This is a genomic window from Psychrilyobacter sp., from assembly GCF_037132775.1.
Lineage (GTDB): Bacteria > Fusobacteriota > Fusobacteriia > Fusobacteriales > Fusobacteriaceae > Psychrilyobacter.
This window is the reverse complement of sequence record NZ_JBAHZY010000001.1, coordinates 1-14,654: the sequence shown is the minus strand read 5'-3', so window position 1 is coordinate 14,654 and position 14,654 is coordinate 1. Positions and strand designations below refer to the sequence as shown.

Here is a 14,654-nt window from a genome sequence, read left to right as displayed (position 1 = left end):
ATCTTAAATTTAAACTTAGAAGAGTAAGTTTTTCGTGTATTCATAATCAAAATCCCCCATATTGTTTTCTTAAATTATACCCTATTTTTTTGCTTAAGGTTAAACACTCTTTGTATGAATTTATACGACCATTATAATCTTTCATGATAGATTGTAAATCTAAAACATTTTCAATATTATATTTATCCATAATTTCAGCAATTAATGGATCTACCTCTCTTCTTCTTTTTCTCATAAAAAAACCTCCAAATTAATGTAATTGTAGTTTACACTAATTTGGAGGTTTACACAAAATATGAGACAGACCCAATTCGATATTATACATAACAATTTTGATTTTCTTCCATTGACGTATAGTGGGTTAGTGGATACGCCGGTCCTTACCACAATACATGGATTTTCCTCTGACAAGATACTTCCTGTCTATGAAAAATATAATGAGAACACCCACTATGTTTCAATAAGCGATTCAGATCGGAGTAGTAGACTGAATTATATAGATACTGTGTATCACGGAATAGATCTAACTCGATTTACCTATAGAAAAATACAGGAAGATTACCTATTATTTTTTGGAAGACTACATAGAGATAAAGGTCCTAAAGAGGCAATTGAAATTGCTAAAAGATCCAATAAAAAACTCATAATGGCAGGGATTATTCAAGATGAAGAGTATTTTAAAGATGAAATAGAACCCCATCTGAATGGAGATATTACCTATATAGGAAGTGTAGGTCCCGAAGAAAGAAATACGCTGCTAGGTGGAGCACTGGCTCTTCTGCATCCTATATACTTCGAGGAACCCTTCGGATTATCTGTTGTTGAAGCGATGGATTGCGGGACACCTGTAATAGCCTATAATAAAGGCAGTATGCCTGAACTTATAGAGAATGGCATTAATGGATTTCTTGTGAATGACATAGACGGAGCTCTGGGAGCTTTGAAGAAACTCTCAAATATTGATAGGAAAAGATGCAGAGAGATTGTAGAGGGAAAATTTTCAGTCAACCGAATGGTGGATGAGTATATAAAGGTCTACGAAAAGATCCTCAAAGAACGAGGAGGGAATAGATGAAGAGAGAAGTAGTAGTAAGGTATAAAAAAAATCCCATACTAACTAAAGATGATGTGCCATATCCTGTAGCCACAGTTCATAATGCAGGGGTTGTTAAATATAAAGATAAGTATATTATATTATTTCGTTCCCACCTGCTAAATGGAAGGTCGATTATTGGAATGGCTAAAAGTGATGATGGTTATAATTTCAAAGTGGAATTGAAATCTTTTTTAACACCCTGTGAGGACAAGGAATCAATATTTTTCCAGTATGAGGAATATGGTGTAGAAGACCTCAGGATTAGTGAAATCAATGGTGAATATCTTTTAACCTATAGTTGCTATTCCAAATATGGAGTCAGGATAGCTCTGGCAAAAACTTGTGATTTCATAGAGATAGAAAGAGTCGCTCTTATAACCCAGGCAGATCTAAGGAATGTAGTTATATTTCCAGAAAAGATAGATGGACAGTATGTGAGGTTGGATAGGCCTCATTCAGAGATATCTAAATGGTCGATTTGGATATCGTACTCACCAGATTTGGTACATTGGGGAGAATCTAAATTAATAATGCAGCCCCATAAATACCACTGGGATGAGATGAAGATAGGTCCTGGAGCCACTTCCATAAAAACTGAAAAAGGATGGTTAAATATATACCATGGTATATTTAAAACCATGTCAGGATCTGTTTATAGACTTGGGGTAGCTCTTCATGATTTGGAGGATCCCTCTATTGTACTGGGAGTTTCAGATGAGTGGATCCTTCAGCCAGAAGATCCCTGGGAGGTGACTGGTTATGTGCCCAATGTAGTCTTTACTTGTGGAGCAGTGGGAAGGGGATGGGACACTGAAGATTTACTGGGGTGGAGCCGACAGTGTCATGTGTGTAGGAGAAGCTAGCATAAATAAGTTAATAGGCATGTGCATAAAGGAGGGCAGTTAAAATGGGAAAATTAAATGTAAAGAGGATAGAAAAGATATTTAGACCAGATCCATCAAGAGTAATTATAAAATCTCATATACCTTCAGATGCAGGGCGTATGAAGAGTATCATAGCACGGATTTTAAACTTATCGGAAGAGGAATCCGATAAGCTTTTGCAGAATACAATAGAAAACTTTTCAGGGAGGCATAAAAATATTTGGGATGCACTGGATAAGCACTATAACCGAATAAAAAAATATATTCCCTCAGGTCTAGAGATAAACGACATCAAAAGAGCCCTTCTAGGAGCTTATTTTTCTTTGGAATATTCAGTTCAATCAGCAGCTTTTTTTAATCCATCTATTGTGAAACATCCAGATCAAAGTCAAGTACCAGAAGGGAGTATGAGATTTATATTGAGCTTTAGATCGGTGGGAGAGGGACACATATCCTCTATAGAATTTAGGAGCGGAATAGTGGATGAAGAAGGTAAGTTTGAATTTGATGAGGTGAGTCCCTTTGTAGAAAGGGCAGTCGCTGTGAGTAATCCCATGTATGGAAAAGAAATATTCTTTTGTAAATTGGAGGAGATGCATGAAGACTGCAGTTCTTTATCGTACCTAAAAGAAGAACTGTCAGATGAATTTACTTTATCTGAACTCCGGGAACTTTTAAATTTGGCTTCAAAAAGAGATATTCGTGGTATCCAGGAGACCATGCTGTGGTTAGCGGAATCCAATTATGAGCTGCAGTTTAGAATAGATCAAAAATTATCTGAAAGGATTATATTCCCCCGTTCACAAAATGAAAGTAATGGAATAGAAGATGCAAGATTTGTAAGATTTGAATATGATGGTGGAGAGGTAGTTTATTACGCTACGTATACGGCCTATAATGGATTTAAAATTCTGCCTCAAATATTAGAAACCAAAGATTTTCTGAATTTTAAAGCTATAACATTAAATGGTGAGTATGCAGCCAACAAAGGGATGGCTCTTTTCCCCAAAAAAATCAATGGGAAATACATGGTAATCTCTAGAATTGACGGAGAAAACCTGTATACAATGTCTTCTGAAGACATTCATTTTTGGGAAACTTCAAATTTACTGAAACAACCGGAATATGATTGGGAATTGATACAGATTGGGAACTGCGGATCACCGATAGAAACAGATAGAGGATGGATAGTTTTGACTCACGGTGTAGGTCCCATGAGAAAATATTGCTTAGGGGCAATTCTCTTGGATCTAGAGGATCCAACAAAGGTAATAGGATCTAGGAGCCCATATTAGAACCGCTGGAGAGCGAAAGAAACGGTTATGTACCAAATGTAGTATACTCTTGTGGAGGAATCATCCATGGGGATAATTTGATTATTCCCTATGCAATGTCAGATACAAATTCAGGAATAGCCTTGGTTTCGGTAAAAGAATTACTGGATTCCATGCTAAATTAAGGAGGAAACATGATAGATAATATTATAAATGGACAAGAAAAAATAGGTGTTATAGGGAATTATCTTCCGAGACAGTGTGGGATAGCTACTTTTACAACAGATATGAGTAAGGCAATAGCCAATGAATTATGTGGAGAAAACAGATTAATAAATATAGTGATGAATGACAGGGAGGAAGGATATGACTATGCTACAGAGATAAAACTAACAATTTCAGAGGGGGCTAGGGAAGAATATATTAAAGTAGCCCATCATCTGAATGAGAATGAGTATAGAGCTGTAATTATTCAACATGAGTATGGGATTTACGGAGGTGCAGATGGAGAGTATATCATAGACTTAATGAAAAAATTAGAAATGCCTGTTTTAACCAACCTTCATACGGTACTCGAAAATCCAACTTTCGGTCAAAGAAAGGTTATGAATGCTCTGGCTAAATACTCTGAAAAACTATTGGTGATGAGTCAGAAAGCTTTTGATATATTGACGAGAGTATATGAAATTCCTAAAGAGATGATAGTTTTTATTCCTCATGGAATACCGGATACTATCTATGAAGAGCAGGGTATATATAACGATAGAATAGACCTGAAAGGAAAAGAAATTATTCTTACCTTTGGTCTTTTGAGTTCTGGAAAGGGCCTGGAAGTGATGATAGAAGCAATGCCTGCTATTGTGAAGAAAAATCCCAATGCAGTTTATTTAATCCTGGGAAAAACACATCCTCATATCCTAGAGAAAACAGGAGATGTATACAGGGAGAAATTAAAAGAGCAGATAAAGAGTTTGAATTTAGAAAAAAATATTATTTTTCATGATAAATTCGTGGAGTTAGATACCCTTGTAAGGTATATAAAGACATCCACTATATATTCTATTCCATATTTGAATAGGGAACAGATAACTTCTGGAACTTTAGCCTATGCTCTTGGATCAGGGGCAGCAGTGGTGTCTACGCCATTTTGGCATGCTGAGGAACTCCTGGCAGAGGGAAGAGGGGTATTGGTACCCTTTAGAGATTCAGAGAAATTAGCTAAAGAAATAAATATATTATTAGCAGATTCAGAGAGGCGTGAAGACATGAGAAGAAAGGTCTACGATTACGCCAGATCTATGATTTGGTCGGAAGTTGCTAAGAGTCACTTGAAGATCATAGTGGAGTGCAAAGGGGAAAAAAATAAACGAGAGGATGGAACAGTGTCAAGCAAGATATCTTATAAACTACCGGAGATAGATTTATCGCATCTAAAAATATTGACAGATGATACTGGAATACTCCAACATGCAAAATATACTATTCCAGACTTAACTCACGGGTATATTGTGTAGATGATAATGCCAGGGCACTAATCGCTACAGCGATGTATTACAACCTTAAAGGGAACAGGGGTATGTATCCTTTCATTAAAAAATATTTAGCTTTTTTAAATTATGCATTTGATGAAAAGACAAAGAGGTTTGCAAACTTCATGTCCTACGACAGAAGATGGCTAGAAAATATAGGAAGTGAGGATTCTCACGGAAGAGCTCTTTGGGCCCTTGGAGTTACAATTAAAAATATAGGGGATGGATTCATCCGTACTATGTCTATGGAGCTTTTCACAACTGCACTTTCTGTAGTATCAGAGTTTACTTCTCCTAGGGCTTTGGCCTTCACAGTGCTAAGCTTATTGGCGTATTTAGAAGTATATCCAGAAGACACAAAAAAAAGAGAAATGCAGAGGGCTTTAGCTGAAAAAATTCATACTTTATACAGGGATACAGCAACCAGCGACTGGCTTTGGTGTGAGGAGACCGCTACGTATTCCAATAGGATTTCACCTCATGCTTTAATATTAGCTGGGGAGCATATCGATGGTAAGGATATGTATAACACAGGAATTCAATCTTTGAAGTGGCTGATGGGAATTCAAACTGCTCCAGAGGGGCACCTTTCTGTAATAGGAAATGAGGGCTGGTTTCCCAGAGATAAAGAAAAATCTGCCTTTGGCCAGCAACCGGTGGAGGCTATGTGCTTACTCAATGCTTGCCTGCATGTATATAGAACTACAAATGACAAGTGGTGGCTAAATGAAGGCAGAAAATGTATGGCATGGTTTTTTGGAGGGCATGATCTGAAGACCCCTATATATAACTATGAAGATGGCGGGTGTGGAGATGGATTAGATTCTCATGGGGTGAGTAAAAATCAGGGTACGGAATCTACATTGGCTGGATTAATATCCTTAATTAACATCCATGAGGTAGTCGGTAAAAATTTTAAATAGAATCCACAAGATATAGGAACTCTCTACAAATGTACAATTCGATTAATAGACAGAAATTCAAACTACTAACCAATTTGCTTATATGTATAAGTAAATGGGTTAGTCCAAAAAATAAAGTTCCAATATATTAAAAACGAGAAGCAATAATTAAAAAAAGACCCCATTTGGGACCTTTAATTTTTGAAAATGTTTATAGTTATACTAAAAATTTTTATTAAGCATTTCACCTGTTTTATAATTAAAGCATTCAATTTTTAAATCAGGATATTTTTCTAAAAGGCTATCATAAGCTTTTAATGCTAACTCTTCTTTGTTAACTACTCTTTTTTCTGTTATAAAGGTTCCTTCTTCGGTTATTTTTTCAATTACTCTGATAATATAACCATTATTATTCTTTTTAGATCTATTCATGGCAGCACATCTCCTCTTTATTTATATTATATCACATATATCATAGATGTCATAAGCATTAAACGTTTTTTTAAAGAACTTAATGTTCTGTAAAAGGATAAAACTCTAAATTTTTTAGAAAAATTTAGAGTTGATTTTCTCTATAAACTTTTTTAGATTATACCTAATCACTGTTTTTGTTGAGTTTATACTTTCAGTATAAATACATAATCATCTGTTTATATTAATTTTAAAAAAACTTGAAAAGATTTATTAAATTAATATTATAAGTGGTTAATATTCATTTATTATATTGACATTTTTTATTAAATGGTGTATGTTTAGATAGAAATTACACAATAATAATAAAAAGGAGTTATTAATATGAATGTTCATAGTAAATCAAATTTGATTTATAAACATTATTCATGGAAAATTTTTGAAGAAAAAAACCCTAAGATAACAGGTAAATTGGATTCTACAATATTTAATAAAAATGAAGGGTACGAGATGTTGTATCTTATCAAAAAAATGACAGAGATATGGCAATTAGATGATAGAGACAGTAGAAGAAAAATAGAGAAAATAATTTATAAAACTTTGCCAGCAGACAAAAAAGAACAGGAAGAGGTAAAAAACTGGGTACGTGATAATTGGGATTATTATTAAATGATTACTAAGAATCATAGTGGATAAAAAAGTTTGAATTTCAAACATAGTGTTGTTATTCTCCCACCGTCTATGATTTCTAATTTAAACAACTTTTAAACTCTTTCTTTCATATAATTTCATCATCAATATTAAAAATAAAAAAACCATGAAATAGACACTTTTTTATGTGTGCCCAGTTTTATGGTTTTAGATTTAATAATCTGATTTTTTCCCTTTTGCGATAGCATTAGGTAAATAAACTAATGCTATATCTCCATTCCAAAAAAACGCTAATAAAGTAATAAAGGCAAAGAACACAACTTAGTTGTATAATCATTTGAAATTGATTACACGCTACTATCTTAACAACTTTATAAATTTCTCAAAACATCCTTTAGATTGTCTTTTGCGATTACTCTAGTATGTAAAATTTTGAGTGATTTCAAATTTCTTATACTTAGCGGAACATCTTTTTTAGATAATTTTTCCAAGACTTCAATGTTTTCAAATTCATCATCATTTTCTATATCAAACGCTTTCAAAATGTTAGAAGAAAATTTATAGATATTAGCGGTAGAAAGAACAACTGTTTTACGTGACTTATTTTTTAAAGCTGCTTTCATGGCAACTGAAGTATGGGGATCTATCATATAGTTATTTTTATCAAATGTATTATAGATAGATTCTAAGCATTCTTCTTCAGTGCTATAATCCGCACCAATAATTTCTTGAATTTTTTTTAGAGATACCGCATCTAATTTTAATATCCCTGTCTTTTCGAATTCACTGTAGAGTTTGTTTAAAACTTTACCATCTTCTAATATATGATATATCAGTCTTTCTAAATTAGAAGATACTAAAATATCCATAGATGGACTCATAGTTTTGAAAAATTCCCTCTGTTTATTATAGACTCCTGTTTTGAAAAATTCATATAATACATTGTTTTTATTGGAGGCACAGATCAATTTTCCCACAGGGAGCCCCATTTTTTTAGCATAATATCCAGCCAGAATATCTCCAAAGTTCCCACTAGGTACGGAAAAATCTACCAGTTCTCCCAGAGTGATTTCATCATCTCTCAACAGCTGAAGGTATGCCTTAAAATAATAGATTATCTGGGGGAGGAGTCTCCCAAGATTAATTGAATTAGCAGAAGAAAGTTTAAATTTATCCAAGGATAGATTTAATTCTTCATCTAAAAATATATTTTTAACAGCAGTTTGGCAGTCATCAAAATTTCCATTAACTCCTACTACCTCTACATTTTTTCCTTCAGATGTTATCATTTGAAGTCTCTGTACATCACTTACTCCATCAGCGGGGTAAAATACAACTACCTTTACACCTTTCAGATCTTTAAATCCTTCTAGTGCAGCTTTTCCTGTGTCACCAGATGTAGCAACTAGTATTAGGCTATCTTTTTTAGCATTATTTTTTTCCCTTGCTTGGGTAAATAAACGGGGCATAATTTGAAGAGCCATGTCTTTAAATGCTAGAGTAGGTCCATGCCAGAGTTCTAATACATAGACTCCGTTTTTTAATTTCACTACTGGAGTTTTTTCCGGATGGGAAAATGTTTCATCATAGACTCCTATACACTCTTTTAACTCCTCCTCACTATAATCCGTAAGATACCTTTTCAGTATATTTAAAGCTATCTCCTCATATCCACTCTGTTTCATCTCTCCAATTTTTTTCAAAGAGATTCTAGGAAAAATTTTAGGGACAAAAAGACCACGGTCATTACAGAGTCCTTTTTCAATGGCCTGGGAGGCTGTATATTCTTCAGTATTCCCACGAGTACTAATATATCTCATTCGTTTCCTCCTCAAGTAAGATTAAAAGATCTTTGTAAGACTTAACTTCCATATTTGTACCGCTGTTGTCTTCTATACAAAATTTATTTATTCTTAAAAAAATAAAAGTAAGAGCCATCTTTAAAACCATTTTTTTCAATAGCCTTTTTTCTTCTAGAATTAATTTTCGTTCCCCTTCATATGAATTTAAAAATATTTTTATAAGGCTATTTTCTTTATCTTTACTAAATTCTTTAATTTTGATCCAAAAATTTATCACAATAGCTAGATCGATAATAAGCGGAGCTTTTATACAATCATTAAAATCTATCAATGATAATTTTTCTCCCATGAAGACATTGTCTGGGAATATATCGTTATGAACAATCCCCTTTGGAAGGGCTGAAAAATCTATCTTTTTTACCTCTTTGTATCTTCCCATGATTAAATCATGATCTTCTTTCAAAATGGTTTTCAAATCAACTTTTGAGATCTTCTCATGAAAAAAATCTAAATCTATTTTTCTAGTTCTTTCAATAGACCTGTCCTTAGACAGATTGTGTAACCTTCCCAATGTAGAGCCAATTTTTTTTAAGACATCACAATCAATATTACTTACCTTATCTCCAGGAATAAAATTGAATAGACATCCCATTTTTTCTTTAATAAACATATGGTTTTTACCCAGATTATTTATAGATGCCTGGGGGCATGAAATATCATTTTTATTTAAAAAACTTAAAAGTTCCAGTTCTTTTAACTCTTCATTAGTATTTCGTCTCCCCTCTAAAAGTCTAAATATATATTTTTTATCCCGGTCTTTAATTAGATAATTTGTGTTCAGAATTCCCTCTGGGATTTCAATAAAATCAGCATCTTTACCCAGATTATAAAGGACTCTGATATCTTCTTTGTGCTCATTAGTTAAGTTAGTATATACAGCCATAAGATCTCCTATTCAAATAGTTCACGATGAAAAATAGCATTGGCATTATTTAATTTATTTTGGGATATAACATAGGACACACTTGTTTGATTGGAAGTGATTGAATCGATACTTATATCATTTAAATTTAAAATTTTAGTCAATTTTATAGGGATATTATTGGATCCGATTCCAAGCCCGATCACAGAGATCATACCCAAATTATCATTTATCTCTAGAGAATATCCATCTTTTTTTAAAACTTTGTAAAATCTTAGTGCTTCTTCTTTTTCAATTAGAATTGAAAATTTAGAATTTTCCAACTGTTGAAGTGATTTTACATTGATGTGATTTTCTTCCAGACGCTCGACAAGTTCATCCATATTTTTAAAGTTTACTTTTAAATTTGCTAGATTATTGATATTTGAGATTCCTCTTACAACTGAATTTTCCATAGTTTTCTCCTTTTTAATCCAAGTTCCTTCTTCCCATGTAAAAGCTGAACGTAGGTGGATGGGTATCTCATATTTAGACGCTAATTCTACACTCCTACAGTGCAAAACTTTAGACCCCTTATCAGCCATTTCAATCATTTCATCAAAAGAAATATTTTTAATTTTTTTGGCATTTTTTATAATTCTAGGATCCGAAGTATAGACTCCGTCTACATCTGTATAGATCTCAACTTTATTGGCATTGACTGCTGCTCCAATGGCCACTGCGCTGGTGTCACTTCCTCCCCTTCCCAGAGTAGTTATATTTCCTTCATTGTCTACTCCTTGAAACCCAGTCACAATAACTATATAGTCATTGTTTAAATTTTCTAGGATTTTTTCGGGTGAAATATTTAAAATCTTAGCATTATTATGTTCTCCATCTGTTTTTAACTGTAGCTGTGAGGCATTAAATGACACAGCCTTTTCTCCAAGTTCCTTAATTCCCATGGCAAGTAAGGCTGCAGAAATCTGTTCCCCCACCGAAAGGAGCATATCTAACTCTCTCCCCTTTGGATTGGTATTCACCTCTTTGGCTTCATTTATAAGGGAGTCAGTCATCCCACCAGGAGCTGATACAATGACTATCATCCTATTGCCTTCATTTTTATTTTTGACTACCCATTTGGCCACTTCACGGAGTCTTTCGCTTCCCTTTAGACTTGTCCCACCAAATTTCTGAACGACTATCATAGTTATTCCCCCAATTTGATCTTATAGATGTCGGAAATTACTGCAGTGGCTGTAGCATCTCCTCCGGCTCCTTCACCGTAAAAAATAGTTTTCCCAGTATAATTCCCATCTAATTCCACGGCATTATATACCCCGTTTACACTATAGAATAGCTCATCATTTTTTATAGTTACAGGAGCTACTCTTATATTTAATTCTTTCCCGTCAAAATTTGCTTCCCCCAGTAATTTGTATCTTAACCCCTGAGATTTAGCTACTTCAATATCATCTTTAGTCAGTTTATCAATTCCAACAATGGAAATTTCAGAAAATTCTTTTAACTCTCCCCAAGCAAGATGAGCTAAGATACTGATCTTGTGGGCTGTATCAATTCCTTTGATATCAAATGTTGGATCAGCTTCGGCATATCCCTTAAGTTTGGCATCTTCCAAAGCCTCTGAATAAGTCAACCCCTCCTCCATCTTCGACAACATGTAGTTGCATGTTCCATTTAAAATTCCACGGATACTTTTAAAGTCATTCACAAATAAATTTTCTTTTATAGGTGAAAGAATCGGTATTCCTCCTCCTACAGAAGCTTCATATTGTAATTTCACACAGTTTTTTTCAGCCAGTGAAAATAATTCCTTCCCATGAATAGCCAAAAGGTGTTTATTTGCAGTGACTAGATTTTTTTTTGAATTCAGAGTTTTTTTAGAAATTTCGTATGCAGCACCCACTCCTCCAATCAGTTCAACAACCGTATCGATCCTATGATCATTCAGAACCTCTTTATAGTCATCTGTAAAATCATATCCCACAAGATCATTATTTTTTCTATCACAAATTTTAATTATCTCTATATCTCCAATTTCCTTATTTTTTCTCTCTTTTTCACCTGATAAGATCTTTAAAACACTAGCTCCAACTGTTCCAAGACCAATGATTCCTATTTTCATAAATTTCCTCCTTTATCTCCAGCAACTAATAATTCTGCAATTTGAACTGTATTTGTAACCGCACCCTTTCTTATATTATCAGCAACTACCCATAAGTTTACGCCATTTTCTACACTCTCATCTCTCCGAACCCTTCCTACGAATACCTCATCTTTTCCCTTTGAATTAATTGCCATTGGATAGATATTTTCTTTTATATTATCTTCTACAACGAGTCCCCTTACACTAGCAAGATCTTTCCTTACCTGCTCTATATCAAATTCCTTTTCAAATTCAATATTCATAGATACACTGTGGGAATGTAGTACGGGCACTCGAACACAAGTAGCTGTTACCCTGATATCTTTATTTAATATTTTTTTAGTTTCATCTATCATCTTTTGTTCCTCTTTTGTATTGCCGTTGTCTAGAAATACATCTATATGGGGCAGGCAGTTACCAGCTATGGGATGTGGATAGTTTTCAGGAGGCATTCCTTTCAATCCATTTTCTAAATCTTTAATTCCTGCAAATCCAGAACCGGATACTGCCTGATAGGTGGAATATACAATTCTTTTAATTCTATATTTTTCATCTAAAATTTTAAGAGGCACTACAGACTGTATGGTTGAACAGTTAGGGTTTGCTATAATTCCGTTGTGATTAAATGCCTCTTCTGGATTAACTTCAGGGACAATGAGTGGAACACCTTCAACCATCCTGAAAGCACTACTGTTATCAATTACAACAACACCCTTTGAGGCCGCTATAGGTGAATACTTCTTTGATGTCTCTCCTCCTGCGGAAAAAAGTGCAAGGTCGATCTCTTTATCAAAAGAATTTTCATTTAATTCCTCAACTACTATATCTTGCCTTCTATAGCTTACTATTTTTCCTGCACTTCTAGAAGATGCCATTAGGTATAAATTTTTAATGGTAAACTCTCTTTCCTCTAAAACTTTTAAAAAAGTTTGCCCTACTAAACCTGTAGCTCCTACAATTGCGATATTATATTTTTTCATGATGATTCCTCCAAATTGTAAAAAAAAAGTCTATTTAGATAAAAATTCTAAATAGACTTATAAAAACCCTATATTAGAAGCATCTCTTGTTTGAATAACTAAAAGAGGTCTGCTTCAATTTTTCGAAAGCAAACTTAGGTTAGGGTTATTATGGTTGTCATCATATTTTTTATAAACATAGTTTCCTCTCCTTGTACATTTTTTAGAACTGTTGTCCACTAGCGGTGGAATTAAAATATAGTACTAAAAATTTCTTAATAAGTCAAGTATTTTTTAACTTCAATTTACATATTGTTCATTTATTCAAACTTATAGTATCTTTGCAATGGCTCTTACTGGAGATCCATCTAGACCTTTTATCTTTAGCGGTATAATATACAATTCAAAATTTTTATCGATCAATTTTTTTAGATTTTTTAGATTTTCTATAATTACCAAATCTTTTTTCAATAAGATATGATGGACATCAAAATTTACACTTTCCATAGGATCTATAGAAATAGCATCTATGCCTATGCCTTTCAAATTAAATTCCACAAGATATTTAGCTGCTTCTATAGTAAGGGTTGGGAATCCATTAAAATATTTTTTTCCCCCCAAATATTATCCCAACCAGAATAAAATAATACAAAAGAAGCTTCTTTTATCTGAAATTCAAATTTCTTTAGATAGTTTAAATTTATTAAATCATCTGATTCCAAAGGAATTACAACTCCTTTTCCTACAAATTTTTCAACAGGAAAATCACTGAGTGAATTCCCATCCTCTATCATATGAGCGGGAGCATCTATATGAGTTCCCGTATGAGAGTACATGGTCAATAGTTTTTCAGCAAACCCATCTTTTTTTATTGTATTTTTTTGAATAAATTTAGGTGGTTCTGTCCCCGGGAAAACAGGCATTTTTTCATCTATAATATGTGTTAAATCTATTATTTTCATTCTTCCTCCTATTATTATTTTAATAAGTTTATCTATTCTACCTATAAAATGTTTTATCTGAATATATCTATTTAAGTATACTTTATATTCTTTTTTTTCAAAGAAATTAATAGAATTTACCTCTGTCTTTCCCCTAAGAGATAACTAAAAAAGATCTCGATTTAATCTAGGTTTTTTTACTATTTTGCCTCTCATGGTATTTAATGGGAAGGTTATCTGTATAGTCGACCCTTCTCCCTTCCCGAGGTGGACTATGACTTCATTGAAAAATTCTATAGAATCTCCAGCGATCTCATATCCATTGTCCTTTATATATCTAAAAAGCTTTTCATAACTTTCTTCTACAGTATCCCATGTATCCTTATGTACTATAGAGGCAAACCATCCTCCCTCTATCTTTAGGCTGTTTTTATGGCTGCAAGAAGTAAGAGTAAAAAAACCAAGAGTTTCTACTTCCATTGTATTTCCTAAAATGATATTCTCCTTTGAAACTCTTGCAAAATATTTATCTCCCTGTATATCGATATCCTTTCTTATATTTAATAACTGATGTTTCGCGGTATATTTTTTTCTAAAAAAGAAATATACTCCTAGTAATAACATTTAAAGGAGTAGCTTTTATGAAGGCGATGAGTCTTGTCAAGCACACCACCACATATTTTCAAGGAAAACTTCATTTGCAGTAAAATAATTTAATACTTTTCGCGGTCTATTTCTAATTCTTTCTACAGTTCTTTCGAACTCATCATCTGGTATTTCTGAAAAAACTGTTCCCTTTGGATATGTTTGTCTCAACACTCCATTAAAATTTTCATTGCTACCTTTTTCCCACGGCGAATAAAGATTACAGAAGTAAACATCAACATTCAAGTTTTTTTTTATTTCTTTAAATCCTGCAAATTCCTTCCCATTATCCACTGTGATTGTCTTTAAATATTCTGCTGGTATTTTCTTTTTCAGTCGTTTAAAAGCTTCAATTATACTCTTGGAACTTTTATCTTCAACCTTCTCTACGAAAGAGTATCTACTTAACCGATCTACTAATGTTAATAATCCACCTTTTCTCCCCTTACTAATAACTAAATCACCTTCCCAGTGACCGATTTCAATTCTAAA

General features: G+C 33.3%; 17 protein-coding genes. 6 read left to right on the top strand and 11 right to left on the bottom strand.

Translation table 11 applies throughout. From position 1 onward, the window contains the following. Window positions 1–46 precede the first annotated feature (46 nt). Window positions 47–235: a hypothetical protein gene (locus V5784_RS00085; protein ID WP_336887013.1), complete on the bottom strand. Its 189-nt coding sequence runs from the start codon at window positions 233–235 to the stop codon at window positions 47–49. 60 nt (window positions 236–295) lie between these two features. On the opposite strand from V5784_RS00085, the gene V5784_RS00080 reads away from it, so the two are divergent. The 5 genes from V5784_RS00080 to V5784_RS00060 all read left to right on the top strand — a co-directional run bounded on the left by V5784_RS00080 (window position 296) and on the right by V5784_RS00060 (window position 5,706). Then, window positions 296–1,075 (top strand): glycosyltransferase family 4 protein, encoded by a 780-nt coding sequence (locus V5784_RS00080; RefSeq protein ID WP_336887012.1) that lies wholly within the window; start codon window positions 296–298, stop codon window positions 1,073–1,075. Continuing rightward, on the top strand, window positions 1,072–1,959 hold the full coding sequence (locus tag V5784_RS00075) for a glycoside hydrolase family 130 protein (protein WP_336887011.1): 888 nt from the start codon (window positions 1,072–1,074) through the stop codon (window positions 1,957–1,959). Before V5784_RS00080 ends, V5784_RS00075 begins: the two co-directional genes overlap by 4 nt. Window positions 1,960–2,003: 44 nt before the next feature. Further along, window positions 2,004–3,275 carry a glycoside hydrolase family 130 protein gene (locus tag V5784_RS00070; RefSeq protein WP_336887010.1) on the top strand — a complete coding sequence of 424 codons (1,272 nt, stop codon included), beginning with the start codon at window positions 2,004–2,006 and terminating at the stop codon, window positions 3,273–3,275. Window positions 3,276–3,448: 173 nt separating this feature from the next. Next, window positions 3,449–4,768: a glycosyltransferase family 4 protein gene (locus V5784_RS00065; RefSeq protein ID WP_336887009.1), complete on the top strand. Its 1,320-nt coding sequence runs from the start codon at window positions 3,449–3,451 to the stop codon at window positions 4,766–4,768. Between the two features lie 62 nt (window positions 4,769–4,830). After that, window positions 4,831–5,706, top strand: a complete 876-nt coding sequence (locus tag V5784_RS00060; protein WP_336887008.1) for a hypothetical protein — start codon at window positions 4,831–4,833, stop codon at window positions 5,704–5,706. 201 nt (window positions 5,707–5,907) lie between these two features. Here V5784_RS00060 and V5784_RS00055 read toward each other — a convergent pair whose 3' ends face one another. After that, on the bottom strand, window positions 5,908–6,117 hold the full coding sequence (locus tag V5784_RS00055; RefSeq protein ID WP_336887007.1) for a hypothetical protein: 210 nt from the start codon (window positions 6,115–6,117) through the stop codon (window positions 5,908–5,910). A gap of 363 nt (window positions 6,118–6,480) precedes the next feature. Between V5784_RS00055 and V5784_RS00050 the strand changes: the two genes are divergently transcribed. Then, entirely contained in the window at window positions 6,481–6,765 is a 285-nt protein-coding gene (locus V5784_RS00050) for a hypothetical protein (protein ID WP_336887006.1), read from the top strand. A gap of 353 nt (window positions 6,766–7,118) precedes the next feature. On the opposite strand, the gene thrC is transcribed toward V5784_RS00050, so the two are convergent. The 9 genes from thrC to V5784_RS00005 all read right to left on the bottom strand — a co-directional run. Next, window positions 7,119–8,567 carry a threonine synthase gene (gene thrC / locus V5784_RS00045; RefSeq protein WP_336887005.1) on the bottom strand — a complete coding sequence of 483 codons (1,449 nt, stop codon included), beginning with the start codon at window positions 8,565–8,567 and terminating at the stop codon, window positions 7,119–7,121. Then, on the bottom strand, window positions 8,554–9,492 hold the full coding sequence (locus V5784_RS00040) for a homoserine kinase (RefSeq protein ID WP_336887004.1): 939 nt from the start codon (window positions 9,490–9,492) through the stop codon (window positions 8,554–8,556). Before V5784_RS00040 ends, thrC begins: the two co-directional genes overlap by 14 nt. Before the next feature lie 8 nt (window positions 9,493–9,500). Beyond that, a complete protein-coding gene (locus tag V5784_RS00035) occupies window positions 9,501–10,658 on the bottom strand; it encodes an aspartate kinase (protein ID WP_336887003.1) in 1,158 nt (385 codons plus the stop codon). A gap of 2 nt (window positions 10,659–10,660) precedes the next feature. After that, window positions 10,661–11,596, bottom strand: a complete 936-nt coding sequence (locus V5784_RS00030) for a homoserine dehydrogenase (RefSeq protein ID WP_336887002.1) — start codon at window positions 11,594–11,596, stop codon at window positions 10,661–10,663. After that, window positions 11,593–12,597 carry an aspartate-semialdehyde dehydrogenase gene (locus tag V5784_RS00025; protein WP_336887001.1) on the bottom strand — a complete coding sequence of 335 codons (1,005 nt, stop codon included), beginning with the start codon at window positions 12,595–12,597 and terminating at the stop codon, window positions 11,593–11,595. The genes V5784_RS00030 and V5784_RS00025 overlap by 4 nt, the downstream gene beginning before the upstream one ends. A 309-nt stretch (window positions 12,598–12,906) precedes the next feature. Beyond that, window positions 12,907–13,197, bottom strand: a complete 291-nt coding sequence (locus tag V5784_RS00020) for a hypothetical protein (RefSeq protein ID WP_336887000.1) — start codon at window positions 13,195–13,197, stop codon at window positions 12,907–12,909. Beyond that, on the bottom strand, window positions 13,152–13,538 hold the full coding sequence (locus tag V5784_RS00015) for a cyclase family protein (protein WP_336886999.1): 387 nt from the start codon (window positions 13,536–13,538) through the stop codon (window positions 13,152–13,154). The genes V5784_RS00020 and V5784_RS00015 overlap by 46 nt, the downstream gene beginning before the upstream one ends. Before the next feature lie 144 nt (window positions 13,539–13,682). Beyond that, the gene (locus V5784_RS00010) at window positions 13,683–13,997 is read right to left on the bottom strand and encodes a GyrI-like domain-containing protein (protein ID WP_336886998.1); all 315 of its coding nucleotides are present in this window, start codon (window positions 13,995–13,997) and stop codon (window positions 13,683–13,685) included. 180 nt (window positions 13,998–14,177) lie between these two features. Continuing rightward, window positions 14,178–14,654 (bottom strand): IS30 family transposase (locus tag V5784_RS00005; protein WP_336886997.1); only part of this gene is annotated, 477 nt, incomplete at its 5' end.